General features: G+C 72.3%; 24 protein-coding genes and 3 tRNA genes. 7 read left to right on the forward strand and 20 right to left on the reverse strand.

Features of this window, described 5'->3' with window-relative positions:
• Positions 1 to 16 precede the first annotated feature (16 nt).
• From ACIBG4_RS17575 to ACIBG4_RS17600, 6 genes are read right to left on the reverse strand one after another with little or no spacing between them, the layout of a single operon-like run.
• Complete coding sequence (locus ACIBG4_RS17575) at positions 17 to 1,969, reverse strand: NPCBM/NEW2 domain-containing protein (protein ID WP_397202638.1); 1,953 nt, start codon at positions 1,967 to 1,969, stop codon at positions 17 to 19.
• Positions 1,970 to 1,980: 11 nt separating this feature from the next.
• Positions 1,981 to 3,534: an alkaline phosphatase D family protein gene (locus tag ACIBG4_RS17580; protein WP_397202639.1), complete on the reverse strand. Its 1,554-nt coding sequence runs from the start codon at positions 3,532 to 3,534 to the stop codon at positions 1,981 to 1,983.
• Between the two features lie 11 nt (positions 3,535 to 3,545).
• Positions 3,546 to 4,859: an ABC transporter substrate-binding protein gene (locus ACIBG4_RS17585; RefSeq protein WP_397202640.1), complete on the reverse strand. Its 1,314-nt coding sequence runs from the start codon at positions 4,857 to 4,859 to the stop codon at positions 3,546 to 3,548.
• Positions 4,860 to 4,886: 27 nt separating this feature from the next.
• Positions 4,887 to 5,705 (reverse strand): carbohydrate ABC transporter permease, encoded by an 819-nt coding sequence (locus ACIBG4_RS17590; protein ID WP_397202641.1) that lies wholly within the window; start codon positions 5,703 to 5,705, stop codon positions 4,887 to 4,889.
• A 15-nt stretch (positions 5,706 to 5,720) separates the two neighbouring features.
• Positions 5,721 to 6,605, reverse strand: coding sequence for a carbohydrate ABC transporter permease (locus ACIBG4_RS17595; protein WP_397202642.1), 885 nt, complete (start codon positions 6,603 to 6,605; stop codon positions 5,721 to 5,723).
• The gene (locus ACIBG4_RS17600) at positions 6,602 to 7,948 is read right to left on the reverse strand and encodes a glycoside hydrolase family 36 protein (protein ID WP_397202643.1); all 1,347 of its coding nucleotides are present in this window, start codon (positions 7,946 to 7,948) and stop codon (positions 6,602 to 6,604) included. The genes ACIBG4_RS17595 and ACIBG4_RS17600 overlap by 4 nt, the downstream gene beginning before the upstream one ends.
• Positions 7,949 to 8,120: 172 nt before the next feature.
• On the opposite strand from ACIBG4_RS17600, the gene ACIBG4_RS17605 reads away from it, so the two are divergent.
• Positions 8,121 to 9,299 carry an ROK family transcriptional regulator gene (locus ACIBG4_RS17605; RefSeq protein ID WP_310711042.1) on the forward strand — a complete coding sequence of 393 codons (1,179 nt, stop codon included), beginning with the start codon at positions 8,121 to 8,123 and terminating at the stop codon, positions 9,297 to 9,299.
• A 460-nt stretch (positions 9,300 to 9,759) separates the two neighbouring features.
• On the opposite strand, the gene ACIBG4_RS17610 is transcribed toward ACIBG4_RS17605, so the two are convergent.
• The gene (locus ACIBG4_RS17610; protein ID WP_397202644.1) at positions 9,760 to 10,680 is read right to left on the reverse strand and encodes a hypothetical protein; all 921 of its coding nucleotides are present in this window, start codon (positions 10,678 to 10,680) and stop codon (positions 9,760 to 9,762) included.
• A 1,070-nt stretch (positions 10,681 to 11,750) separates the two neighbouring features.
• On the opposite strand from ACIBG4_RS17610, the gene ACIBG4_RS17615 reads away from it, so the two are divergent.
• On the forward strand, positions 11,751 to 12,644 hold the full coding sequence (locus ACIBG4_RS17615) for an NAD(P)-dependent oxidoreductase (protein ID WP_397202645.1): 894 nt from the start codon (positions 11,751 to 11,753) through the stop codon (positions 12,642 to 12,644).
• 28 nt (positions 12,645 to 12,672) lie between these two features.
• On the opposite strand, the gene bla is transcribed toward ACIBG4_RS17615, so the two are convergent.
• Together bla and ACIBG4_RS17625 are read right to left on the reverse strand one after the other, a co-directional pair.
• Positions 12,673 to 13,656, reverse strand: a complete 984-nt coding sequence (gene bla / locus ACIBG4_RS17620; protein ID WP_397202646.1) for a class A beta-lactamase — start codon at positions 13,654 to 13,656, stop codon at positions 12,673 to 12,675.
• Between the two features lie 150 nt (positions 13,657 to 13,806).
• Entirely contained in the window at positions 13,807 to 14,136 is a 330-nt protein-coding gene (locus tag ACIBG4_RS17625) for a putative quinol monooxygenase (protein WP_397202647.1), read from the reverse strand.
• Positions 14,137 to 14,200: 64 nt separating this feature from the next.
• Here ACIBG4_RS17625 and ACIBG4_RS17630 point away from each other — a divergent pair, with 64 nt between their 5' ends.
• Positions 14,201 to 14,560, forward strand: a complete 360-nt coding sequence (locus ACIBG4_RS17630; protein WP_397202648.1) for a MerR family transcriptional regulator — start codon at positions 14,201 to 14,203, stop codon at positions 14,558 to 14,560.
• 118 nt (positions 14,561 to 14,678) lie between these two features.
• Entirely contained in the window at positions 14,679 to 15,188 is a 510-nt protein-coding gene (locus ACIBG4_RS17635; protein ID WP_397202649.1) for a hypothetical protein, read from the forward strand.
• A gap of 131 nt (positions 15,189 to 15,319) precedes the next feature.
• Here ACIBG4_RS17635 and ACIBG4_RS17640 read toward each other — a convergent pair.
• The 4 genes from ACIBG4_RS17640 to ACIBG4_RS17655 form a co-directional block, all read right to left on the reverse strand.
• Positions 15,320 to 15,394, reverse strand: a tRNA-Val gene (locus ACIBG4_RS17640).
• A gap of 1 nt (position 15,395) precedes the next feature.
• Positions 15,396 to 15,469: transfer RNA gene (locus tag ACIBG4_RS17645), tRNA-Cys, on the reverse strand.
• Between the two features lie 13 nt (positions 15,470 to 15,482).
• Positions 15,483 to 15,554: transfer RNA gene (locus ACIBG4_RS17650), tRNA-Gly, on the reverse strand.
• Between the two features lie 71 nt (positions 15,555 to 15,625).
• Entirely contained in the window at positions 15,626 to 16,261 is a 636-nt protein-coding gene (locus tag ACIBG4_RS17655) for an ACT domain-containing protein (protein WP_355449847.1), read from the reverse strand.
• Between the two features lie 83 nt (positions 16,262 to 16,344).
• Between ACIBG4_RS17655 and dusB the strand changes: the two genes are divergently transcribed.
• Positions 16,345 to 17,454, forward strand: coding sequence for a tRNA dihydrouridine synthase DusB (gene dusB / locus ACIBG4_RS17660; protein WP_397202650.1), 1,110 nt, complete (start codon positions 16,345 to 16,347; stop codon positions 17,452 to 17,454).
• Between the two features lie 76 nt (positions 17,455 to 17,530).
• Here dusB and ACIBG4_RS17665 read toward each other — a convergent pair whose 3' ends face one another.
• Positions 17,531 to 18,331, reverse strand: coding sequence for a phytanoyl-CoA dioxygenase family protein (locus ACIBG4_RS17665; RefSeq protein WP_397202651.1), 801 nt, complete (start codon positions 18,329 to 18,331; stop codon positions 17,531 to 17,533).
• Positions 18,332 to 18,372: 41 nt separating this feature from the next.
• Between ACIBG4_RS17665 and ACIBG4_RS17670 the strand changes: the two genes are divergently transcribed.
• A complete protein-coding gene (locus ACIBG4_RS17670; protein ID WP_397202652.1) occupies positions 18,373 to 19,323 on the forward strand; it encodes a helix-turn-helix domain-containing protein in 951 nt (316 codons plus the stop codon).
• Between the two features lie 25 nt (positions 19,324 to 19,348).
• Here the strand turns inward: ACIBG4_RS17670 and ACIBG4_RS17675 are convergent, their stop codons facing one another.
• Entirely contained in the window at positions 19,349 to 19,978 is a 630-nt protein-coding gene (locus ACIBG4_RS17675) for an alpha-ketoglutarate-dependent dioxygenase AlkB (protein ID WP_397202653.1), read from the reverse strand.
• A 218-nt stretch (positions 19,979 to 20,196) separates the two neighbouring features.
• On the opposite strand from ACIBG4_RS17675, the gene ACIBG4_RS17680 reads away from it, so the two are divergent.
• Complete coding sequence (locus tag ACIBG4_RS17680; protein WP_397202654.1) at positions 20,197 to 21,486, forward strand: MFS transporter; 1,290 nt, start codon at positions 20,197 to 20,199, stop codon at positions 21,484 to 21,486.
• Here ACIBG4_RS17680 and ACIBG4_RS17685 read toward each other — a convergent pair.
• From ACIBG4_RS17685 to ACIBG4_RS17705, 5 genes are all read right to left on the reverse strand, one after another.
• Positions 21,426 to 22,139, reverse strand: a complete 714-nt coding sequence (locus ACIBG4_RS17685) for a CGNR zinc finger domain-containing protein (protein WP_397202655.1) — start codon at positions 22,137 to 22,139, stop codon at positions 21,426 to 21,428. The two genes, ACIBG4_RS17680 and ACIBG4_RS17685, sit on opposite strands and share 61 nt — an antisense overlap.
• Before the next feature lie 45 nt (positions 22,140 to 22,184).
• Complete coding sequence (locus ACIBG4_RS17690; RefSeq protein ID WP_397202656.1) at positions 22,185 to 23,273, reverse strand: hypothetical protein; 1,089 nt, start codon at positions 23,271 to 23,273, stop codon at positions 22,185 to 22,187.
• A gap of 5 nt (positions 23,274 to 23,278) precedes the next feature.
• Positions 23,279 to 24,301, reverse strand: coding sequence for a hypothetical protein (locus ACIBG4_RS17695; RefSeq protein WP_397202657.1), 1,023 nt, complete (start codon positions 24,299 to 24,301; stop codon positions 23,279 to 23,281).
• A gap of 83 nt (positions 24,302 to 24,384) precedes the next feature.
• Positions 24,385 to 24,747 (reverse strand): DUF2203 domain-containing protein, encoded by a 363-nt coding sequence (locus ACIBG4_RS17700; RefSeq protein ID WP_397202658.1) that lies wholly within the window; start codon positions 24,745 to 24,747, stop codon positions 24,385 to 24,387.
• 10 nt (positions 24,748 to 24,757) lie between these two features.
• Complete coding sequence (locus ACIBG4_RS17705) at positions 24,758 to 25,495, reverse strand: GntR family transcriptional regulator (protein WP_397202796.1); 738 nt, start codon at positions 25,493 to 25,495, stop codon at positions 24,758 to 24,760.
• Positions 25,496 to 25,541 lie beyond the last annotated feature (46 nt).

A 25,541-nucleotide genomic window follows, 5' to 3' on the forward strand; every position in this document is an offset into this window, starting at 1 on the left:
TCTTTCTCCTCGTGGATCAGTCGCAGGTGATGACGGCGTCGGCGAAGTCGGCGTGGTCGGAGGTGGCGTTGTCGCCGCCGTTGGTCGCGACCAGGCGCACGAACCGGGCGCCGCGCACGGAGGCGGTGATCTTCTTGCCGGGCTGCGCGCCGGTGAGCACGCCGGAGTACGCGACGCGGCCGCCGTCGGCCCAGACCTCGAACCCGGCCGAGCCGCCGGTGCCCACCTCGTCGTCGATGCCGGCGGTGAACTCCACGCTCCGGCAGCGGCCGGCGGTGTGGAACTCGATGTCGGCGGGCGCGTGCGCGCCCAGTCCCCTGGCGTACCGGACGCCCTCGATCGTGAGGGGCCGGCCGTCGCCGGCCGCCTTGTCGCCGTTGCTGGTGTCCCGCTCGACCGGGCCGAAGTAGTTCTTGGCCGAGGTCCACGGCAGGTCGCTGAGGTACGTGCGGCCGGGGCCCGGCGCCTGGGCGACGGCCACGACGGCGGTGCCGGTGGCCGTCCCGCCCGTGAAGGCGGCTGTGGTGGTCAGGTCGTGGGCGCGCGGCTCCGTCCCCGCGGGCGGGGTGACCGCCCAGGTGACGGTGAACGCCTCCCCGGCTTCGAGCCGGGCCCGGGTCGCGGAGGTACGGGCCTCGGCCTTCCACCCCTCCGGCACGGCGAGCGTGACGCGCAGGTCGCGGAGCCGGCCGGTGCCGCCGGTGTTGACGACCCGGGTGACGATCTCCCGCTCCTTGCCGGGTTCGAGCGTGCCGGGCCGGTCGTCGCCGAGGAAGGCCGGCGGGTCGGTCTCCACCGTCACCAGCGGCGGGGCCTGCTCCCGGCTCTCGCCGACGCGGTACATCACCGCGCCGTGCGCCGGCACGTGCGCCGACAGCTCGCCCGTGGTGGTGGCGACCTGCCCGGTCCACAGGTCCTCGGCGCGGTAGCGCGAGGCGGGCAGCCGGTGGGAGACGGTCGCCGCCCGGTTGCTCTCGTTGAACAGCACGATCGCCTGGTCGCCGCCGTCGAGGGGCTTGGCTAGGACGTGGTACCAGCCGTCGCTGCGCACCAGCCGGGCCGGGACGCCCAGCCTGTCCTGGTTCACGGCGATCACCTTGGGGTTGGCGACGATCGCGCGCGGGGCGGCGGCCGGGTCGGCCTGGAGGACGAGCGGGGCGGCGCCGGCCGCCCAGAGGGTGAACTGGGTGCGGTACTCGGCGTCGGTCATGCCGCCCCGGCCGGCCTGGATCAGGTCCGGATCGGCCCAGCTCCCCGGGCCGGCGTACTGGACGCGGAGCTGGTTGGTCTCCCAGACGTCCGCCATGGACGCGTAGGCGTCGGCGAGGGGCCGGTTGTAGACGTTGGTCCGCCAGGTGGCCGCCTTCGCGTCCTTGGCCCACAGCCACGGGACGGTGCTGCCGTCCTCGTTGTTCATGGCGAACGTCACGGAGTCGCCGAGGGCCTCGCGCATGCGGGGGTAGAGGGTCTGGGCGATCTGCTGGACGTTCTGGCCGGGGAAGTCGGCCGTGGGCACGGCGCACCAGTCGTACTTGACGTGGTCGACGCCCCAGCCGCGGATCAGCTCGGCGTCGGCGGCCTCGTTGCGGTACGAGCCGGGGCCGCCGCCCGAGCACGCCTTCGTGCCCGCCGACAGGCTGAGCCCGAGCCGGAGCCCGAGGCCGTGCAGGTGGTCGGCGAGCGCCTTGATCCCGCCGGGGAAGCGGGCCGGGTCGGGGGCGAGGGCGCCGTCCGCGCGTTGCGGGGCGAGCCAGCAGTCGTCGACGAGGACGAGCCGGTAGCCGAGGGGCGCGAGCGCGGCGAGCCCGGCGGCGGCCTGCCGTACCGACGCCTCGGAGACCGAGCAGCCCTGCGAGCGGCTGCTCCACCCCATCGGCGGGCCGCCGGCAGGCGCCGCGGCGGCGCCGGACACCGGGAGGAGGGGCAGCGTGAGGAGGGCCGCCGCGGCGGCGGCCGTGAGTTTGCGCATCGGGGGTCCTGTCAAACCTGGTTGAGCCGGGGGGCGCCGGGCTCGATGACGAAGGAGCCGGAGGTGTAGGCGGGGGCGTACGGCTCGGTGACGCGGGACAGCGACCGGAAGTCGACCGTCATCTCGCGCTCGGTGAGCCGGGCGCGGACGTAGCCGCGGCGGCCGTTGAAGAACTTCACGTGCGGGTTCTCGGCGAGCAGGACGCCGGTGTTGGGGTACTCGTCCAGGCCGTCCCCGGCGCTGGTCACGGACGTGGTGACCAGCTCGACGGCCACCGCCTCGGACCCGGGGTCCTGGAAGCTGCGCTTCACCTCGCCGGCCCAGTGGGAGTGGACATCGCCGGTGAGGACGACGGCGTTGCGCCTCGTGGCCTCGATGGCGGCGGTCAGCCGGTCACGTGAGGCGACGTAGCCGTCCCAGCCCTCGTTGGAGTAGCCCTTGCCCTCGCCGTTGGTCCAGTCCATCTCCATCATGAACACCTGCTGGCCGAGCAGGTCCCAGGTGGCCGCGGAGTCCTTGAGCCGGCCTTCGAGCCACGCCTCCTGCTCCTGGCCGAGGATCGTGCGGTTGGGGGCCAGGCGCTCCTGGCAGTCGGGGCCGACCGTGCCGCTCCTGCCGGTGCAGGCGTACAGGTCGCGGTACTGGCGGGTGTCCAGCAGGTGCAGGTTGGCCACGGCGCCCCACCGCAGGGTGCGGTGCAGCCGCAGCGACGAGCCCCGGGGCCGCTGGGCGCGGCGCAGCGGCATGTTCTCGTAGTAGGCCTGGAAGGCGTCGGCGCGGCGCTTGAGGAACGGCGGGTCGGGCTGCTCGGGGACGTCGCCGGCCCAGGCGTTCTCGATGTCGTGGTCGTCCCAGACGACCGCCCAGGGGGCGACCGCGTGGGCCAGTTGCAGCTCGGGGTCGGCCTTGTGCTGGGCGTGGCGTAACCGGTAGCCGGCCAGGTCGAGGCACTCGCCGCCGGCCTGGTCGCGCACGGGGTACTTGTAGTCGCCGTACTCGTAGATGTAGTCGCCGAGGAACGCGATGAGGTCGGGCTCCTCCTCGGCCATCCGCCGGTAGGCGGTGAACCAGCCGGTCTGGTAGTCGGCGCAGGAGGTGAAGGCCAGGTTGAGCTCCCGGCTGCGCGTGCCCGGGGCCGGGGCGGTGACGGTGCGGCCCACGGGAGAGATCTCGCCGTCGGCCTTGAAGCGGTAGAAGTACTCGGCGCCCGGCTGGAGGCCGGCGGGCTCCACGTGGACGCTGTGGGCCTCCTCGGGCCGGGCGGTCTCGACGCCCTGCCGTACGACGTGACGGAAGCCCTCGTCCCGGGCGAGCTGCCAGTGGACGGCGACGGGCCGCGACGGCATGCCGCCGAGGCCGTCCGGTGCGAGCGGGTCGGGGGCGAGGCGGGTCCACAGGACCACGCCGTCGGGGGCCGGCTCGCCGGAGGCGACGCCGAGCAGGAACGGGTCGGACAGGGGGACGCGGGCGGTGCGGGCCGCCGCCGCGCGCGCGGGCGGGACGCCCAGCGCGGCGGCGGCGCCCAGGCCGGCGCCCCCGGCGAGAAAAGCACGCCGGGTGATCATGGGGGGGCTCCCTACTTGACGGTGGCGTTGCCCTCGGTGACCGCCTGGTCGGCGGCCTGCTTGGGCGTCAGACGGCCGAGGTACATCTCGTTGAAGATCTGGTTGAGCTTGGTCTCGAAGCCGGTGAAGCCGGTGGTCACCGGGAGGGGGAAGGTCATGCCCTCGGCCTCCTTCACGAGGGCCGACACGTCGAGCTTGGCGGTCCTGGCCCAGTGGTCGACATAACCCTGGCTGAGGCCGTTGAGCGCGGGGAACACGTAACCCTCGTCGGCCATGAGCTTCTGCGGCTCCTCGGTGCCGAGGTAGGCGGCCAGCCGCGCCGCCTCCTCCGGGTGCTTGCTCCTGGCGTAGACGGCCTCGGCCAGGCCGTTGAGGTTGACCGCCCGGCCGGCCGGGCCCTCGGGCATGGGGGCGACGCCGACCTCGAACGCGGAGTCGGGCACCACGAACGGCAGCAAGGCGTTGTTGGCCGGGAACATGGCCACCTCGCCGGCCTTGAACATGTCGGTGGCCTTGCCGGTGGGCGGGTTGGTCCGGGTGGCGGGCGGCGAGACGTGGTACTTGTTCACCAGGTCCACGCCGAACTGCAGCGCCTGCACGCTCGCCTCGTCGTTGAAGGTGTACGTGCCGAACGGCTTGTCGAGCAGCTTCCCGCCGTTGCCGTTGACCCAGTTCATCCACTGCGTCTGGTAGTGGTTCCAGGACAGGAAGCCATACGTCTTCACCTTGTCCGGGTCGAAGCCGGGGTCTCCGGGGTGCTTGCCGGCCTCGTCGGCGGTCAGCTTGCGGGCGGTCTCCAGGAACGTGCCGGACCCGTCGGGCTTCCAGGTCAGCGTGTCCGGCATCTCGACACCGGCCTTCTTGAACAGGTCCTTGTTGTACAGCAGGCCGACGACGCCCCAGTCCTTGGGCATGCCGTACTGCTTGCCCTGGTAGGTGAACGCCTCCACCACGGTCTTGTGGTACTTCGCGGTGTCCACCGGCACGGGGCTGAGCACGCCCTTGGTGACGTACTCGGGGAACTGGGTGGGCGTCATCCAGAAGACGTCGGGCGCGGTGCCCGCCACGGCGTCGGCCGTGAGCTTCGTCCAGTACTGGTCGTACGGCAGCAGCTCGATCTTGACGTCGATCGACGGGTTGGCCTTCTCGAAGGCGGCCATGACCTTCTCGTAGCCGGCCTTCTGCTGCTCGTCCCACAGCCGGTACGTCAGGGTGACCTCGCCGCCGCCGTCCGCGCCGCCTCCGCCGCCCCCGCCGCAGGCGGTGAGGGTGAGCGCGGCGGCGACGGACAGGGACACGGCCCGGCGGATTCGGGGGGTTGTCATGCTACGCCGACCTCTCTCAGTCGAGTCTCACTTGAGGCCGGTGAGGACCACCGACCGGACGATGTACTTCTGGAAGAAGACGAAGATCACGACCATGGGGGCGAGCGCGATCAGGCCGCCCGCCATGATGAGGCCGCGGTCGACGCCGATGCCGTTCTTGAGCACGGCCATGGCCACCGTGACCACCTTGGTCTCCTCGCCGCTGGTGACGATCAGCGGCCAGAGGAAGCTGTTCCACGACGAGACGACGGTGATGATCGCGAGCGTGCCGATGGCCGGCCGGCACAGCGGCAGCAGGATCCGGACCAGGATGGTCAGCGGCCCCGCGCCGTCGATGCGCGCCGCCTCCTCCAGTCCCGACGGCAGGCTCCTGAAGAACTGCCGCATCAGGAAGATCCCGTACGGGGTGCCGAGGATGAACGGGGCGAGCAGGCCGTACCAGGTGTCGACCGCGCCGAGCTCGCGCATGATGAGGAACAGCGGGATGACGGTGACGGCGCCCGGCACCATCATCGTCGCCACGTACAGCCAGAACAGCGCGTCACGCCCGCGGAAGCGCAGCCGGGCGAAGGCGTACGCGGCGAACGTCGTGAACACGAGCTGCCCCAGCGTGAGCAGGGCCGTCATGGCGACCGTGTTGAGCAGGTAGCGGGGGAAGTCGCCGCCGAGGATCTCGGCCAGGTTCGCCGTGGACGGAGGCAGGGCGGGCAGCCACGGCTCGGTGGTGCTGAGCTGCCGCCGCGTCTTGAGTGCGGTCAGCACGACGAGCAGGTAGGGGAAGACGGACACGAACGCGCCGGCCGCGAGCACGGCGTACAGCGCCACGCGTCTGAACGATGTCGTCACGGTGCTCTCCGGCTCTCAGCTCAGGTCGTAGGTGGTGCGCTTGCCGAAGAACCTGACCTGCGCCAGCGTCACCACGAGGATGACGGCGAACAGCAGCATCGACAGCGTCGAGGCGTAGCCGAAGTCGAACTCCCGGAACGCGGTGCCGAAGATCCTGAAGTTGAGCACGTCGGTGCTCCGGCTCGGGCCCCCGTCGGTCATCACGAAGATCGTGTCGAAGACCTGGAAGGCGCCGATCAGGTTCGTCACGGTGACGAAGAACGTCGTGGGGTTGAGCAGGGGCAGCGTGATCCTCCAGAAGCGCTGGGCCGGGGTGGCGCCGTCGGTGGAGGCCGCGTCGTACAGCTCCTTGGGGATGCCCTGCAGGCCGGCCAGGAAGAACAGCATGGTGTAGCCGGTGTGCTGCCACACGTTGACCAGCGCCACGGCGGGCAGCGCCCAGCGGGGGTCGGACAGCCAGTCGGGCCCGGCGACGCCGACCAGGTGCAGGGCCCGGTTGAGCGCCCCGTCACGCGGGTCGAAGATCCAGTCCCAGACGAGGCCCATGACGATCGGGGTGGCCATCCAGGGGATCACGAACAGCGACCGCAGGAACCGGACACCCTTGATCCGCCGGTCGAGCAGCAGGGCGAGCGCCAGGGCGAGGACGGTCTGGAGCGGGATGCACAGCAGGACGTACAGGACCGTGATCCAGAGCGAGTGCCACGCCTCGCCGTCGCCGGCCAGCCGCGCGTAGTTCGCCAGCCCGACGAACACGGGCGCCGAGAGCAGCTCCCAGCGGAACAGGCTCAGGACGAGCACGATGACGACCGGCAGGAGGAGGAAGGCGACGACGCCCAGCAGGCTGGGCGCGACGAACAGGTACGCGTACCAGTCGCCGCGCCGTCGCCGGCCGGTCACGACGGGTCCGTCCGGGTCGGTGTCAGGAGGCGGCGGGTGGTCTCCAGCCCCCAGGCGTCGAGGGCCATGATCGGGTCGCTGGAGCCGCGCAGCCCGCCGCTCGCCTCGATGTGCGCGGCCCATTCCGCGCGCGCCTCCACCTCGGGGCGGACGATGAGGCAGTCGGGGTCGTTCACCCACCACCGCGCGTGCAGGAACTCCCGGGCCGCTCCGGTCAGCCGCGCGCCGAGCTGCGACGGCTGGCTGATGTCGCCGGAGCGCGGGTGGAGCGTGGGGGCGATGTCCGGGCTGACCCGCATGACGTCGACCAGGCCGAGGCTGGGCAGCATCGGCGCGCCGCACCCGTGCAGCGTGGCCGCCGGCCCCGCCCCCTGCCTGATCAGTTCCAGCCCGCGCCGGTACGCGGCGACGGGGTCGAGGTCCTCGTGCCGTACGCCCGGCAGCGCCCCGGCGTACAGGTAGTCGAGCTTGAAGTGGGTGATGCCGAGCGTGGCGAACGCGCGGAAGACGTCCACGAGGTAGGCGGCGGCGCCGGGGTGCGTCACGTCGAGGACGGCCAGGTCCTGGTCCCACATGTGACCGGCGTGGGCGCCGCCCACCATCCAGTCGGGGTGCTCCTGGAAGAGGCGGCTGCCGTGGCCGGCCAGGAAGGGGGCGGTCCAGATGCCGGCGCGGCGGCCCGTCTCGATGACCGTGCCGACGGCCCGCTCCAGCGAGCCGAACCCGGGCCGGGGCTCCAGCCAGTCGCCGATGCCCGCCTCGTAGCCGTCGTCGACGAGGATCATGTCCGCCGCCAGCCCGTGTCGCTCCACCAGGCGGAGGTTGTCGAGGACGTCGGCCTCGGTGACCTTGTCCCAGTAGCCGTACCAGGTGCACCACATGGGCGGGACGGCGGGGAAGGCACCGGTCGCCCGCCCCGCGGCCCTGTCGGCGGTCCTGTCGGCGGCCCGATCGGCGGCCAGGTCGGCGGCCCAGTCGCGCAGGGCCGTGTCCATCGGGCCGTCCGTCTGGATGTGCCGTACGGGACCGTCCGCCGAGACGACCAGCCGCCCGCCCTCCCGGCGCGCCCGGATGGAGGGCACCGCCTGCGGGCCGGGCGCGGACCAGAGCTGGATCGGCCCGTCACCCGGGTCGACCGCCAGCAGGCCCTCGCCCTGGAACACGCCGTCCGGGACGGGGGTCTCCGGGCGGTAGCAGAGCGTCTGGATGTTGCGGTCCGCCGGGCGCGGCGGGGTCTCGCCGAGCCGGTAGGAACCGGTGGGGCTCCACGACTGCCATCCGTGCTCGAAGACCCGCCCCCGCTCCGGATCACACCTGGTCTCGCCGACATCCACGAACGACATCGGTCCCTCATCTCTCTCTACTTACGAAGGAGCGCTTCATTAGTAGCACCAGGCGTTCCGGAGGGTCAATGGCCGAAATAGCACGATATGGGCGGCCACTACCGGCACGTCGCGAGCAGCTGAACGCTGGCATAATGGCCAGTTACAGAGGAGACCTACATTAGGAGCGGCGATGGCCGATGTTCGCGGCGGTGACCTGTCGCGGCTCAGGCAGCTCAACGCGCTGACCGCGATCAGGGCGCTGCGCGGCGGCGAGCCGCTCACGCTGTCGGCGCTGGCCGAGCGCACGGGCCTGTCCCGGCCGTCCACCAAGGAGGTGGTGGACGAGCTGGCGCAGCTGGGCTGGGTGGAGGAGGTGCCGCCGAGCCCCGGCACGATGGGCAGGCCGGCGCGCCGCTACCGCTTCCGCGCCGACTGCGGCCACCTCGTCGGGGTGGACATAGGCGGGCACAACATCCGGGCCGCGCTCTCCGACCTGGACGGCGACATCCTCGCCGAGACCCGCCAGCCCGTACGGCCCGACGCCCCGCTGGAGGAGCGGCTGGCCGCGATCGAGCGCGCGGTGTCCGGCTGCCTGGCGCTCAGCGGCCGGACCGCGTCCGACCTGTGGCTGGTGGCGGCCGGGACCACGGGCGTCGTCTCCCCCGAGGGCCGCGTGCTGTTCTCGGCGGCGATCCCGGCCTGGACGGGCCTGGACCTGGCGGGTGAGCTGGCGCGCATGTTCCCGTGCGAGGTGCTGGTCGAGAACGACAGCCGCCTGGCAGCCCTCGCCGAGGCCCGGCGCGGCGCGGCCCGCGGGGCGCGTGACGTGGTGTTCCTGCACGTGGGGCGGCGGATGGGCACCGGGCTGATCATCGACGGCAAGGTGCACCGGGGGTTCGGCGCGGCCGCCGGCGAGATCGTCATGCTGCCGGAGGCCCGCTGGTACGACGCGCCCGACCACCTCAACGCCTGCGAGGTCGTCCCACCCGGCACGCCCGGCGAGGACGCGGCGGGCTTCACGCTGGCGGCGGCACGCGACGGCGACCCGGCGGCGCTGGCGGCCGTCGGCCGGTACGTGGACGACCTGGCGGTGGGGACGGCCGCCATGGTGCTGCTGCTGGATCCGCAGGTCGTGGTGCTCGGCGGCGGATTCTCCCGCTCGGCCGACGTGCTGCTGGGGCCGCTGCGCGAGCGCCTGGAGCGGGCATGCCTGCGCATGCCGGAGGTACGGGCGTCGGCGCTGGGCGACGAGTGCGTGGTGATGGGCGCCATCGACTACGCGGTCGACCACCTCGACCGCCACCTGTTCACCCCGCACGCGGGCCCCGCCCTGCCCCTCCCCCAGCCGGTCTCGGGGCCGGGGGCTTAGGGCGAGGCAGCGGCACGGCAGCCGCTCTCCGAGGTCCGCGACGTCGCCGTCGTGCACCGGCGTCGCCAGGACCGGCGCCGGATCGACACGGGCGGACAACTCATCAAGTGTTGAGTTCCTCTCGGGGTTGACCTATCATCAACTCACCATCGTTGAGTTACCTCGCGAAGGGCGCGGGATGCCGGGGATCGGCCGGACCCGCAGGGCTCGCCGGCAACGCCCGTACACCGAACGACGGGTACACATCCGAGATCGGAGCATGTGAGATGAGAATGCACGCCCGCTTAGTGCCTGTTTCTCAACCTTGAGCTGCTTCTCTGCACTTCGTCGAATGCCACTGGGGCAGACATCGATCGCCGTCGGCGATGAAGAGCTCGCGCTCCTCTACCTGACCGCTGGTGGCGCGTTGGTCAACGGCGCCCAAGTCGCGCCTGACCGCGTCGGGGGAGCGAGCCTGCCTTCACTGACTGCGGGAGACGAATCCGACGGCGCTGTTCAGCGACCCGGCCAGCCACATCCCACGGGCGCCGGGGATACGGGCCAGGGTCACTGAGGTGACGACGTCCTCATCCTCGGCATTGCCCACCACCACATACTCCCGCGTCCACCGACGCCCGTCGAAGTGCAGGATCATCACTTGCCATGGCCTGGTCTTCCCATCGACCCCTGCGGCCCACACCTCACGGCCGGAGGCGACAACGGTGGTCAGATTGCCCGTCCAGTCCGGCAGCGTGGCCTTCTGCCAGCTACGTCCGTCCCAGTGCAGGATGAGCGGGCGATTGTCGTGTCCGCACGCGTCACCGGTCCTGCCCACGGCCCACACATTGGCTGGATTGTCGTACGCCAGCGCCTCGACAGAGCCGTCGCCGGGGACGGAGACCGCGGTGAACTCCGTCTTTCCCGGTCCGCGGTGCGACACCATGGGATGGTCGGGCAGGCACCCGCCGGCCGTCTGCGCCCCGGCGATCCAGGTGTGTCCCCGCCCGGTGGCGACCGCGCTGAAGCCGGGGCCGACGAACATCTTCGTGACCTGCTCGCCGTCCCAGGAGACGACGGCATCGGGGTCCGTGGCGTTTCCGGTGCCGGAGATCAGCACCGCACGGCGGCCGTCTACGGCGAGGTCCCGTGCCTGGTAGTGCGGGCCGGCCGGTCGGCTGTCGTGATACTGCTCGCCGTCCCATCGCCGGACGGCGCCGTCCCCGCCTGCCATCCAGACGTTGTCGGGGGCGGAGGCGGCCATCGTCCAGAACAACCGATCTTCCCCCATTCGCTCGACCTGCCAACGCGAGCCGCTCCAGCGGCCGATCCTGCCGTAGACGGGTTCGTCCTCCGCGGCATCCCATGAGCCGACGACCCAAGCCGCCTTCGCGTCGGGTGCCACGATGTCACCTATCCTGCTGAATCGCCGGTCGAACACCGGCTTCCAACGCGAGGAAATGATCACGGGCTCCGGCGTCGCACGTGGCTTCGTGGGCATCGGGGAAGGTGCGCATGCCGTCAGAAGGGTCAGGGCCGTCAGCGCGAGCCTTGAAATCATGGGCAGACCTGTAGGTGTAGAAGTTCTCGCGACGCGACAGATGCAGGTACCCGTCTACCCCTTTGCGCCGGATTGTGGTCGGACGAACTCTCAGCGGTACCCCCGAGCTCACCCCCTTGATCATGTTCGCCTTGGCCGGGAGGTTACCCGAAGCGCCTGTTTCCGACACGAGCTTCTGATCATGCTCGTGTGAGCGGGAGAGCTTGCTCAGAATGGACCGTTGTGACCTGTGAGGGCATAGCGATACGCCAGCGGCTCGGGCGGTCTGCCCGGAGTGTCAAGCGGAGTGGTTGGTGGGGGTGGATCTTCGCGCGGATGCGGTGGTGTGTTCGGCGAAGTGCCGGACCCGGGCGTGGAGGCGGCGGAGATCCGTTCGTGAAGGCGTCACAGTGACCGATACTCGTACGTTTACTTGTGACGGCTAGCGTCACCTATGTCCCAGTGGCGATACCTCTATTACCAGGGCATTGGAGTTACAGAGCGGAGACTCTCGGTCCGAACGGTTCGAACGGGCGAGGGGAGAGTACTCATGGACAGCACGACGAACACGAGCACCGGATCCGCGCAGCACGCGGGCGCGGCCGCCGATCGAGTGGGCGCGGTGAGCCTGCAACGTTACGCATCGCTGACGCGCCGGGGGAGGGCACGGCCTGCGACGGACCGTGTTCCGACCATCGCGTGACGATCGGCACGGTCCCGGTCCGCGTCCAGCTCTGACGGCGGACCCGCGCCTGGCCCGCACCGGCGGCCCCAGCCGGCCGCATCCGGTCAGGCCGGGCTCCGGTCCCCGCCATGACATCGGTGGAAGGCCGGCACTGGACCAGGACGAGGCCGGTGGCAGCCCCTCACGGTGATCGTCCGCGCCATCGGATACGGTCGAACGACCGCCGCACCGGCAACAGGAGGGCACCGTCATGGCCGACGCCATCACCGTGAGCGTTCTCGGTACCGGAATCATGGGAGCCGCCATGGCCCGCAACCTCGCCCGGGCGGGTCACCGCGTCCGCGTGTGGAACCGGACGCGCGCCAAGGCCGAGCCGCTCGCCGCCGACGGGGCGTACGTCGCCGGCACGCCGGCCGAGGCGGTGGAGGGCGCCGACGTCGTCGTGACCGTGCTGTACGACGGCGCCGCCACGCTGGACGCGATGCGCCAGGCCGCCCCGTCCCTGCGTCCCGGGGCGGCGTGGGCGCAGTCGACGACCGCGGGGATCGAGGCGCTCGGCGAGCTGTCCGCCTTCGCCCGCGAGCACGGGCTGGTCTTCTTCGACGCCCCGGTGCTCGGCACCAGGCAGCCCGCCGAGGCGGGACAACTCGTGGTGCTGGCGGCGGGTCCCGCCGAGTCGCGTGACGCGGTGGCGCCCGTCTTCGACGCCGTCGGCAGCCGTACGGTCTGGACCGGCGAGGACGGCGCGGAGGCCAGCGCGACCCGCCTCAAGCTGGTGATCAACAGCTGGGTGCTCACCGTCACGCACGGCACGGCCGAGGCGCTCGCCCTGGCCAAGGGCCTCGGCGTGGACCCGCAGGGCCTGCTGGACGCGGTCGAGGGCGGCCCGCTGGACATGGGCTATCTGCGGGCCAAGGCCGCGCTCATCCTGGGTGGCGACCTGAGCTCGCCCAGCTTCGCGGTCGCCACCGCGGAGAAGGACGCCCGCCTGATCGTGCAGGCGGGCGAGGGGGCCGGGGTCCGGCTGGACGTGGCCGCGGCGGGCGCCGAACGCTTCCGCCGAGCCGGCGCCCAGGGTCACGGTGGCGACGACATGGCCGCCTCCTACTACGCCAGCTTCGACGACGACGCTCAGGCCCGCTGACTGCCGGCCCCGGACAGCCTGTCTCCGGTCACGGCATCCTGCCCAGCGCGCGCGCCAGCACGGTCGCGGTCCTGGCGATGACGCTGTTGTCCATCACGGCGCCCGGGTCGGTGCGGTTGGTGTAGACGGCGATGATCAGCGGCGCGCCGGAGGTCGGCCAGACGACGGCGATGTCGCTGCCGGGCGCGTACGCTCCGGCGCCGCCTCCGGTCTTGTCGCCGACGGTCCAGTCCGTGGGCAGCCCGGCGCGGATGCGCTTGGTTCCGGTGATGCTGGCGCGCAGCCAGCCGTTCAGCCGCTCCTTGTCCTGGGCGGTCAGGGCGCCGCCCAGGGTGATCTTCTGGAGGTTGCGTGCCATCAGGGCGGGCAGGATGGTGTCCCGCTTCTCGCCCGGCTTCCAGTCGTTGAGCTCCGGCTCCCAGCGGTCCAGCCGCCCGATCGGGTCGCCCAGGGACCGGTAGTACCGCGTCAGCCCGGAGGGGCCGCCGATCTGCTTGAGCAGCAGGTTCCCGGCGGTGTTGTCGCTGGCGGTGATGGCCGCGTGGCACAGCCGCTCCACGGTCATGCCGTTCTCGACGTTCTCCTTCAGACCGGTGATCGGGGAGTCGACGACCACGTCGTCCTGCGTCCAGTGGAGGGTCCGCTCCAGCAGGCCCGGGTCGGTCGTGCGCGCCTTGGTCAGGATCGCGCCGCACACGAACGCCTTGAAGGTGGACCGGCTGGGGAATCGCTCGTGCGCCCGGTAGGCGATGGTCTTGCCGGTGCCCGTGTCGAGCGCGAACGCACCGATGCGCCCCTGGTAGGAGGCCTCCAGTGCGCGCAGTTCCTTACGGAAGCCGGCCCGCGCCCCCGTGACGCCGGTCTGCGTGGTGGCCTGAGTGAACGCCACCCGGGCATCGGCCGTCGCCGGCCCCGCGCTCCAGGCGGCTCCGGCGAACGCCGTGGAGATCGCCAGTACGGACGCCCCCAGCTTCGTCCGGAGTCTGCTGGTGGTGTGGTGGACCTGCCGCATGCGAACTCTCCCCGTTCTCGTTCTGTTCTTCGCACCGTTCTTGGTGCGGGGAAGAGCAGACCAGAGGTCGCACCGTGATGTCCAATAGCGATATGGACGATCTGTCGATAAGGATTTCGATATCGATCGAGGTGAAGCCGAGGCGCCCGGTCAGGTCACGATGGCCGGATAGGGACTCCACATCGCGCCGAAGTAGGCCTCGGGCGCCCCTTCGATGTGCTCGGGCAGTTCATCCATGAAGGCGCGCAGCAGCGGGGTCGCGTTGTGCCGGTCGAGGTCCTCCTGTGAACGCCAGACCTCATAGAGGAAGAAGCGGCCGTCCTCCTGCTCGTGGAGGTGGTACTGAAGGCTGCCCTCGTGCGCCCGGGACGGCTCGACGAGGTCCATCAGGAGCTTTCTGAACTCGTCGGCGTGTCCGGGCTTGGGGGTCAGGAATCCGTAGAGCGAAACGGGCGCTGGTGCAGGGGAAGTCGTCGTCATGTGACCAACGTTAGAATGTGACATCGATGATAGGTTCAAGCCGTTGCCGTATGAGGTGGGTCACATGAAGATCGGGGAGCTGTCCCGCGAAACGGACGTGGCCGTACGTCTCCTCCGCTACTACGAGGCCCAGGGGCTGCTCACCTCCCACCGCAGCGAAGGCGGCCACCGCCATTACGATCCCGAGGCCCCCGCCATCGTCGCCCGCATCCGCACCCTGCTCGCCGCCGGCCTCCCTACCAAGGTCATCCGCGAGCTCATGCCCTGCTTCGTCGGTGACGGCACCGAGCTCCAGGCCTGCGTACTCGACCACCTCAGAGCCCAGTACGCCGAGTTGGACTCCCGCATAGCCGACCTCACCCGAGCCCGCGCGGCTCTGGGCGACATCCTCGACGCCTCCACCCGAGCACTCACCCCCGCCTGAACCGGCCGTCACGCGTCGGGGCCACCCCGAGCCGTCCGGCCACCCGTGCCACCGCCGCGTGTGGCGCCGCCGTCACGTCGTCGGGCACGAAACCGAGCCAGGGCAGGGTGCAGCGGCAATGGACCAAGGCAGCCGCGGCGACCTCATGGGTCGGCTGGCCGAGGCGACGGAGTCCGTCACGACCACACACCCGCTGCGGGTCGCCATCGACGGGCCGCCGGCGGCCGGCAAGACCACGCTGGCCGACGAGCTCGCCGCCGTTCTCCGTGCGCAGGGCCATGACATAGACACCGACACCCCACTGTCCCCGCCCGTCACGACCGCTCCCGCAGACGCCGTGCTGCTCTTCGACGGCGTCTTCCTCCTGCGCCCGGAGCTGATCGACCGATGGGACCTGCGCATCTTCGTGTCCGTCCCGTTCGGGCGGACGGTGGGTCGCGCCCAGATCCGAGGCACCGCGCTGGCCGGATCCGCCGCCGGCACCACCGACATCGAACGGTGTTGGCGTAACCGCTACATCCCATCCCAACAGCTCTACTTCGCGACGGCCCGCCCGACCGATCACGCCGACATCATCGTGTACAACGACGAGCTCCTCCGGCCGTCCTGGGAAGTCCGATCAAACTGATCGGTATACAGGATTCGACGACTGCTCCTTCAGCACCGGTGCTGAGGACAACAATGATCAACCCAGGACAACAAGAAGCCCCAGACTCTCGGCAGAGGCCGTGAGCTGGGGCTTCGTCATGCTTTGGAGCGTGGTGGACGATACTGGGATTGAACCAGTGACCTCTTCCGTGTCAGGGAAGCGCTCTCCCGCTGAGCTAATCGTCCTTGGAGGTGGAGACGGGATTTGAACCCGTGTGGACGGCTTTGCAGGCCGCTGCCTCGCCTCTCGGCCACTCCACCGAGGCGAACTCCGAGCGGAAGACGGGATTCGAACCCGCGACCCTCACCTTGGCAAGGTGATGCTCTACCACTGAGCCACTTCCGCGTTGCCCGACTACTCTAGCGGGTTTTTCGAGTGGATGCTCACTCCACACGCTCCGGCGAGCGGCGGGGCGGCTACTTGCGGAGCTGCCGGGCCACGCTGCGCTCCGTGGCGGGGAGGCTGAGGAAGATCTCCAGAATGCGGGTGAGCCGGTGGACCTCGATGCGGTGGAACGCCGGCCCGTCGGAGCGGGCGAGCAGGAGGGTGAGCGCGAGCGGCGGCAGCGGGGCGTGGATGACGTGCAGGCCGCCCTCCAGCGTGGCGGCCGCCGGCCGGGGCGGCACGACCTCCGGCAGCGGCACCTTCTGCGGCGCCCGCCAGCTCGCGTACAGGACGCCGTGCTCGGCGGCCGTGGCCGCCCAGTCGGCGCTGAACAGCACGGGCAGCGAGTCGACGAGGGTGGTCAGGGCCCGGTCGCCGGCCGTGGTGATGTACTTGAGGATCTCCAGCTCGGGGTAGGTGCCGGGCGCCTCGCGGGTGGTCCACAGGCCCTCGACCGTCACGCCGTCGATGCCCTCCAGGCTCTTGCGCAGGGCGTCCTTGGGCGTGTCCTCGGGGCAGAACACGGTGATGTCGTCGACGGCCTGGCCCGCGCCCCTGTCGAGGACGGTGACCTGGGTGATGTCGGCCCCGGCCGCGCCGAGCACCCGCGTGACCTCGGCGAGCGCCCCCGGGCGGTCGGGCAGCGCGATGCGGACGCGAAGGAGCATTCGTCCCCTCCCCTGCGAAGATGCCGGTTCCCAGCCTATCGGTGAATACCGGTCATGGTCCGACCTGCGCTACAAATGTCCAGGTGAAGATTGGGGCGATAGGAGTGTGGCCGCCCGTCGTGCTGGCGCCGATGGCGGGCATCACGAACGCGCCGTTCCGGGTGCTCTGCCGCGAGCAGGGCGCCGGGCTGTTCGTGTGCGAGATGATCACCACGCGGGCGCTCGTCGAGCGCAACCCCAAGACCCTTCGGATGATCAGGTTCGCGGAGTCGGAGTCTCCGCGCAGCCTCCAGTTGTACGGCGTCGACCCCGACACTGTGGGCCGGGCGGTCAAGATGATCGCCGAGGAGGACCTGGCCGACCACGTCGACCTGAACTTCGGCTGCCCGGTGCCCAAGGTCACCCGGCGCGGCGGCGGGTCGGCCCTGCCGTACAAGCGCAACCTGCTGCGGCGCATCCTGCGCGCGGCCGTCGCGAACGCGGGGCACCTGCCCGTGACGATGAAGATGCGCAAGGGCATCGACGACGACCACCTGACGTACCTCGACGCCGGCCGCATCGCGGTCGAGGAGGGGGTCGCGGCGATCGCGCTGCACGCGCGCACGGCCAGGCAGCACTACGGCGGCGTGGCCGACTGGGAGGCGATCGCCCGGCTGAAGGAGGCGGTCCCCGAGATCCCGGTGCTGGGCAACGGCGACATCTGGTGCGCCGACGACGCGCTGCGCATGGTGGCCGAGACAGGATGTGACGGCGTGGTCGTGGGGCGCGGCTGCCTGGGGCGGCCATGGCTGTTCCGGGACCTGGCGAACGCCTTCGACGGCCATCCGGAGCGAGTACGGCCGAGCCTAGGCGAGGTGGCGGCCATGATGGCCCGCCACGCCGAGGCTCTCGTGGAGTGCTTCGACCTCGAGCGCTACGCCGTGGCCGACTTCCGCAAGCACGTCGGCTGGTACCTCAAGGGCTTCACGGTCGGCGCCGAGCTGCGGCGGCAGCTGGCCACGGCCGAATCGCTCGACCAGCTCAGGGACGGGCTGGCCAGGCTGGAGCAGGACCAGCCGTGGCCGCCCAACACCGACACCCCGCGCGGCAAGTCGGGCGAGCGGACCAAGGTGCAGCTGCCGGACGGCTGGCTGGACGACCCGTGGGACTGCGTCGTGCCCGACGACGCCGAGTCGGACATCTCCGGCGGCTGACGGAGGCGCGGACCGTCGACAGCGACCCGGCCGGCCAGTGGGAGCCGGCCGGTGAAGGCCGGTCAGTGGGAGCTGGTCAGTGGGGACCGGTGACGTCCGTGCCGCAGGGGCCGCCGCCGACCGCCGGCTCCAGCGTGACGGGCTCGCCGGACATGGTCAGCGTCGGGTAGTGGACGGAGATCCGCTCGGCTGAGCGGCCGGTGTAGTGGCAGATGAAGCTGCGCCTGAACCGGTCGGCCGTGGTGTTCGGCCCTGACCCGTGGACCAGGCTGCCGTTGAAGAAGAGCACGTCACCGGCCTCCATGTCGACCGGCACGGGTTCGAGGCCGGGCGGCGGCGGGACGTACTCCCGGGTGAAGGACACGTCCAGGTCGGCCTCCTCGGGGCAGAACAGGTCCATCTTGTGCGTGCCGGGCACCACCTCCAGGCCGCCGTTCGCCCGGTCGATGCGGTCCAGGGCGATCCAGGCGGCCACGCAGGTGCCGGGCTCCACCTGGAGGTAGAAGTTGTCCTGGTGCAGCGCCTGCCCGCGCGCGCCCGGCGGCTTGAAGTAGAACATGCTCTGGGCTGCTATCGGCTCCTCCCCCAGCAGCTCGCGCAGGATCGCCGCGATCCGCGGGTCGAGGAGCCGGCGCAGGGCCAGGCCGTTCACCTGGTGGGGGTGCATGACCCGCGGGTAGTCGCGCAGGATGTCGTACGGCCGGCCGGGCTCCTGCGGCTGGGGCTGGAAATGTCCCGGTATGGGGCCACCGGCGTGCAGCTCCATGAACGTGTCGCGCAGCTCGGCGGCCTCGGCCGGGGCGAGGAGCCCGGGCACGACGGCGTAGCCACGGTCGTGGAAGGCGGCGAGCTGGTCGTGGAAGGCGGTGAGCGTCATGCTTCTCACGCTAGGAACCCGGCCCGTCGAAAGGTATGCCCGTGACCGCTGACGACATATCCGTTCCTGCCGCGGAGATGGTCATCGTGGGCCACTTCGACCGGGCGCCCGGATACGCGACCCGCCGGCCGGCCGGGTCGCCGAGCTGGCTGGTGATGTGGACGCAGGCGGGGGCGGGGCTGGTGGAGCAGGCCGGCGCGTCGTTCATGGCCGGGCCGGGCGATCTGGTGGTGCTGGCGGCGGGCGCGGCGCAGCACTACCGGGTGGCGCCGGGGGCGGAGCGATGGCGGTTCTGGTGGGCGCACTTCCAGCCGCGCCCGTCGTGGCCGGGATGGCTGGGGCCGTACGCGCGGGCGGCGGGGTGCCATTTGGTGGCCGGAGTGCCGGGGGCGCTGCACGAGCGGCTCGACCAGGCGTTCCGGCGGGCGTTGCGCGACTCCCGCTGGCTTCCCCCGGCCGGCTCCGCCTCGGTGGCCGCTTCCACGGCGCCGGAGCCCCCACGCACGGACGCCGGGGTCGCGGCGGCCGGGGCGGCTGTGGCGGGGTCGGCGGCGGCGCGGGAGCTGGTGCTCGGCGCGGTCGAGGAGGTGCTGGTCCTGGCCACCGCCTCCGCCCGCCACCCCGGCGAGGAGAGCGGCGACGGGAAGGGCGGCGACCCCAGGGTGGGCCGCGCGCTCGCGCTGATCGCCGCCGAGCCGGGCGCCCCGCACTCGGTCGCCTCGCTGGCGCGCGCCGTCGCGCTGTCGCCGTCGCGCTTCGCCCACCTCTTCACGGCCGAGACGGGCACGCCGCCGATGCGGGCCGTCCGGCAGGCCCGGGTACGGCACGCGGCCCGGCTGCTGGAGGCCACCGACATGGACGTCGGCCAGGTCGCGGCGGCCTCCGGCTTCGTCAGCCCGTTCCACTTCAGCCGGGCGTTCCGGCAGGAGTACGGCCTGCCGCCCCGCGCGTACCGGCTGAGCCGGCAGGTCCCGCACACCACCGAAATCTGAGCCCACGAGCGCCGGAGACGCCCGGTCAGCGGACCCCGCGCGGCCTGAACTGGATGCTGATGCGCGGTCCCGTGGGCCGGGTGGTCTTCGGCACGGCGTGCTCCCAGGTGCGCTGGCAGCTTCCGCCCATCACGATGAGGTCGCCGTGGCCCAGGTCGTGGCGGATGGAGTGGCCGCCGCCGCGCGGGCGCAGCAGCAGGGGCCGCGGGGTGCCGACCGAGATGATGGCGACCATGGTGTCCTCGGTGCCGCCTCTGCCGATGGTGTCGCCGTGCCAGGCCACGCTGTCGCGGCCGTCACGGTAGTAGCAGAGGCCCGCCGTGCGGAACGGCTCGCCGAGCTCCTCCTCGTAGTGGGCGTCGAGCTCGCGCAGGGCGTCGTCGAGCACCGGGTCGGGCAGCCGCTCGCCCTCGTCGTAGAACTTCAGCAACCGCGGGACGTCGACCACCTTGTCGTACATCCGCCGCCGCTCGCCCCGCCATGGCACGCACTCCGCCAGCCGCTCGAACAGCGTGTCCGCGCCCGACAGCCAGCCCGGCCGCACGTCGATCCACGCGCCGTGGTCGAGCCGCGTCCGGCGCACCGTGGAGCCGAGCGGGCCGACGGCGACGTCCTCGTCCAGCCCCAGCAGGGACGCCTGGAAAACACCCCTCATACCGCCGAGTGTATGCCCATCTTCAAACATCCATTCGACTCGCCCCTCCCGCGGGACGTCCACCGGGCATCCACCGGAAGGGACGGCTGCCGTCGTCGGCCGGCATGGGCCGGCCACACCCGGCCGCCCCCGCCTCTTCACCGAACGGTGGGTCCACGACACGGACGGCTGACCGCCCCCCTTCCCGGCACCATAGGCCACGCTGTAACGTCTCTTTGATGATAGCCCGTTACATGTTCGGCGCGATCACGGCCCGAACCGGAGACGAGATGTCCGGTCCCGCCCTGCTCGTGGCCGGACTCGCCCTGACCGGGTCGCCGGTGGTCGCATCGTGGCTGCTGGCCGGGCTCACCGCGTCGGCCGCGATCGGCGGACCCCTGCTCGGGGTGCTGCTCGACCGCGCCTTACGCCCGGGCAGGATGCTCGCCGGCTGCCTGCTGGGCTACACCGGGGGCCTGCTGGTCGTGCTGCTCGGCCTGGGCCACGTGCCCGACGCCGCGCTGATCGGGGTGGCCGTGCTCGCGGGCGTGCTCGGGCCCGCCCTGACCGGCGGCTGGACCGCCCAGCTGCCCCTCCTGGTCCCGGCGGGACGCCTGGAGCGGGCCAGCGCGCTCGACGCGATCAGCTACAACGCCGCGGGGCTGGCCGGTCCGGCGGCGGTGGCGGGGGTCGCGGCCGCGTGGGACGGGCGGAGCGCGGTGGTGGTGTCGCTGGCGCTCATGGTGGCGGCGGCCCCGATCGCGTACCGGCTGCCCGGCCGCCCGGAGCGCGGGGTCCGGACCGAGGGCATCCGGCGGGAGCTGGCCGCCGGTTTCACGGCGATCGGCCGGAACGCGCCCCTCCGCCGGGCGACCGTGACCTCGATGGTCTCCTACGCCGGCGTGCCGATGTTCGTGGTCGGGGCGCCGCTGCTCGGTGGCGCGCTGGCGGGCGGGGCGGCGTACGGGGCGCTGCTGCTGGCCGTGACCGCCGGGGGCGCGCTGGCCACCAACGCCCTGCTGGCCCGGCGGCGGAGCACGTCGCCCTCCCCCGACGCGATCCTGGTCTGCGCGACCCTGCTCCTCGGCGCGGCACTCGCGCTCGCCGCCGTCACGCCGCACCTGGCGGCGGCACGGCCCGGACCGTTCACGGGGGCGTTCGGGGTGGCGGTGCTCGCCGCGGCGCTCGCGGGCGTGGCGGAGGGGCCGCAGCTCACGGCCCTGCTGTCGGTACGGCACCGCGAGGCGCCGGCGGAGCGGCGGAGCCAGATCTTCACCACGGGCGCCAGCCTCAAGATCACATCTTTCGCGGCGGGGTCCGCGGTGGCGGGCCCACTGGTGGGGCACGACGTGGGCACGGCCCTGCTGGTGGGGGCGGCGCTCCAGCTGGCGGCCGTGGGCGGGTACGCGCTGCTGTCCCGCACGCCCCGCCCCTCCGGTCCCCCGACCGGAGCGGAGGACCGGGGTGGTCAGGCGCGGGAGCGGTGGGCGGCGACGCGTTCGCGGGTGGCGCAACGGGCGCTGCAGTAGCGGCGCGGGCTGCCGCCCCCCAGGTCCAGGTACGGCCGGCGGCAGCCGGGTGAGGCGCACAGCCCGCCGGGCACCCTCTGGTGCTCGGCCAGCAGGACCGCCAGAGCCATCGCCGACGACGCCAGGAACCACTCCGCCCACGGCGCGTCGTCGCGGCTGTCCACGTGCACATGCCAGGGGCTCGTGCCGCCGTGGCTGGTGAGCCGGGGCGGCCGGGCGGTGCCGGCCAGCAGCCGGTTGAGCAGGCCGGCGGCCTCATCCGGGCCGGGCGCGGCGAGCACCTCCACCAGCCGCTCGGCCGCCTCCCGCATGGCGGCGACGTCGTCCTCGTCCAGGTACGGGCTCATCGCCACCCCTGGACTCACCGGCTGGGCAGGCACGTCCCGGCCCACCGGCAGGTCCCCGCCGGCCGGCCCGGGACCGGCGCCGTGGACGGGACCGGCGCCGTGGACGGGGACGACCGTCTCGCCATGGGCCCGCAGGACCGCCGCCACCGACTCGACGGACGGCCCGGCACCCGCCCCGGCGGACGGCCCGGCACCCGGCCCGGCGGGCATCCCCGCGGGCGGTCCACCGGGCGGTCCCTCGTACAGCAGGACCGCGCACAGGTCGACCGCCCGCGCCGCCATCGCCTTGGTGGAGTGAACCTTCACGCCCGCAGCGTATGCCCCCCTCCCCCACCGCGCCGCCCCTCTTCGTCACCCGCCGCAGGCGGCGAAGACGAACGTGTCCTTCAGCAGCGTGTACGTGTCCCTGATCGTCACCTTGCCGGTGCCGGAGTCGATCTGCGCGATCGTCACCGACGTCGGCTTGGTGTCGTGGTACCGCATCAGGTGCACCGTGACCTGCGACGGCCCCGTCCAGTCGACCATCTCGGCATCCCCGGCGGGCAGCTTCACCTTCAGCCGCGCCGTCACCTGGTCGTTCACCATGTCGTACAGCGCCAGCTGCTGCTTGGAGCCGCGCACGACGGCCGCCACCGTGCGCCCGTCGCCGGACAGCGCCTGCGGGCCGTTCGACGCGACGAGCTGCGGCGGCGTGACGCGGGCCAGTTCCTGCCCCGCGTCGCTGTAGGCGAGCAGGACCTGCGTCCCCTCGTCGTCCTCCGTCCCGGCGAGCACCTCGCCGCCGTCGGCGCTGAAGCCCTTCAGCTCGTACGCCGCCGGGATCGTGCCGATCCGATCACCGGTCTCGGTGTCGAAGATCAAGGTGTCCCGTGGCTTCTCGGTGGTGAAGGACACGGCGAGCCTGGAGCCGTCGTCCGAGAGCTGGAGGGCCGTCTCCGCCGGGCCGGCCTTCGGCAGCGCGTTCTCCGCCAGCAGCCTGACCCCGCCCCCGAGGGTCCGGACGGCGAGGCGGCCGCTCTTGGTGAAGTACGCGATCCGCCGGCCGTCGCCGCTGACGGCGACCGGCGCGGCGACGCCCTCCACCGGCTTGCCCCTGGCGTCACGCGCGGTCGTCTGGGCGTCGGGCAGCGTGCCTCGCGCGCCGCTGTGCATCACGACGCGCCACCCGCCGCACGGCCGCGGGACGTCGTCCTTCGTCCGGCAGCTCTTGATCGAGACGTACCGGACGCTGTCCTCCCCGTGGGCCAGGTGGGCGTGCGGGGGCTCCCGCAGCGACCCCCAAGCGGCCGCAGGCGCGGCCTGCGCGCTAGCGGGCGCGGCCTGCGCGGGCGCGGCCAGGACGGCGGCCAGTCCCAGGACGAGCGCCGCGGCCCCCGCCGTGGCGCGCGTTCCCCTGCCGCTCTCGGGCGCCGTGCGCCCCGTGGCGTTCCCGTTGCTCATGTCCGTCACTCTCCCGCCGCGTAGAAGGCGTACCGGCTCTTGCCGATGGAGTACGTGTCGTTCTGCCGGACCGCGCCCGTCTCGGGGTCGGCGGTGAGCACCCGTACCACCGCCGGCCTGCCCTCGTCGCTGGCCGCCACCGTCAGGACGAGCCGCCCGTCGGCCGTCCAGCGGGCCAGGTACGGCGAGGCGGACGGCTTGAGCGCCAGCTTCACCGTCTCGTGCAGCTCGCCGCTCTCCAGGTCGTAGATCCGCAGCCGCGGCGGCCGCTTCCGGTCCGTGTCGCCGTCGATCAGCACCGCGACGGTCCTGCCGTCGGCGGCCAGGGCGAGGACGCTGGCGTTGGCCACCACCTGCGGCGGCGTCCGCTTGACGACGGTGCCGTCGAGCCGGTGGGCGACGAGCGTGGTGGTGTTGTCGCCGGCGTCGCGGCGGGCCAGCACCTCGTCGCCGTCGCCGCTGAATCCGAGGAGCTCGTCGGAGGCGGGCAGCTCGGTGACCTTCCCGGTGGCGACCGTGACGATCTTGCCGGGCAGGCGGACCGGGTCGTCGGAGTGGCTCACCAGGAGCCGGTCGCCGGCCGGCGAGAGGGCGAGCCACACGTCGTCGGTGCCGCTCCCCCGGGGGACGAGCGACCGGGGCAGCTCCGTGACGGGGCCGCCGCTCGCCCGCCGTACGACGAGGCGGTGGTCGCTGGCGCGCTCGTAGGCGATGACGCGGCCGTCCCCGCTGACCGCGAACCGGCCCTCGCCGGAGAGCGTCCGGCCCTTGGCGCTGGTCCGGTGGGTGGCGGCGTCGCGGACGGTGAGCGTGCGGCCGTCGCCCATGAGCAGCCGCCAGTGGCCGCAGGCGCGGGTGTCGCCGCTCTTCGGGTTCTCGCAGGAGGGGATCCACGCCGCCCGCGCCGCCGGAGAGGCGGTGCCGGCGGTCGTCGCGGTGGTGGTGGCGTGGGCGGGGGGCGGCGCCAGTGCCGCCCCTCCGATGACCGCCGCGGCCAGTAATGCGGCGGATGCTGAAATGTGCCCCATGTCGGTGTTCCTTCCGTTCACCGGGTTAGATACCGGCACGGGGACTGCGGTTGGTCACAGCTCGGCCACGACCGCGGACGCCGCTACGCCAGCGGCCGCCGCCCGGCGAAGCCGAGGTCGGTGCGGTGGTACCAGCCGAGCGCCGTCTCCCCCTCGATCCAGCACAGCCGTACCGACACGCCGTCGAGCACGGCCGGGAAGTCGAGCAGGACCGGCGCGATGCCCTTGATCTCCAGGCCCCGGCCGGCCCAGCCGCTCATGATGTCCTCGATGCGCGCCTCCAGCGCCTTGAGCTCGGGGATCCCGCCGAGGGCCGACGACCCGGAGGTGCGCCGGTCGTGGGCGATCTCGGTCATGTCGGCGCGGGCGGCGACGAGCGCGCCGGCCTCCTCGATGATCGCGGGGAGCAGCTCGCGTGCCTCGCCGGGTGTGAAGATCCTGTCCATCACGGCCACGCTAACGGTTGCGCCCGTGGGCCGGGCTCGTGGGCGTGGACGAGTTGGGCTCGTAGGCCGGTTCGTAGGCGTCGACGAGGAGCCGCTCGGCGTGGTCGAGGTAGGCGTCGAGGAAGGACGCCGCCTCGTCCGGCCGGCCGGACTCCAGCAGCTCCAGCAGCCGGCGGTTGCGCTCGACGAACGGCTCGTGGAAGGTGCGCGGGTTCTTCATGACGTGGAAGACGAGCCGCAGCTCGGCCAGGAGCTGGCACATGGCCTCGTCGAGCCTGGGACTCTGGTTGAGCGTGACGAGCGCCTGGTGGAAGCGGATGTTGGCGGTGCCGACGGCGCGCCAGTCATCGCTCGCGGCGGCCCGCTCGGCGTCGGCGACGGCCTCCCTGATCAGCCGCAGCGCCATCGGGGTGGGTGCGCGCCGGACCGCCGCGCCCTCGATGACGCGGCGCACGCGGTAGAGGTCGGCGACGTCCTCGGCCGACAGGATCCGCACGAACACCCCCCGGTTGAGCCGGTGGTACAGCAGCCGCTCGTGGCTGAGCAGCCGGAACGCCTCCCGCAGCGTGTTGCGCGAGACGCCGAGCGCCTCGGAGATCGACTCCTCCGACAGGCGCTGGCCGGGCTCGAAGAAGCCCTCGCTGATGCGGTCGCGCAGGATGTCGGCCACGCGCTCGGCCGTGCTGCTGCGCCCCAGGCGCGAACGGTCCCGTTCGAGATCAGCAACCCCGTCGTCCACGGTGACAATTAATCATGGAACAAACCCCTTGTCGAATTGTTCAACGATCCTTACG

The sequence above is a fragment of the Nonomuraea sp. NPDC050383 genome (assembly GCF_044459125.1).
Lineage (GTDB): Bacteria > Actinomycetota > Actinomycetes > Streptosporangiales > Streptosporangiaceae > Nonomuraea.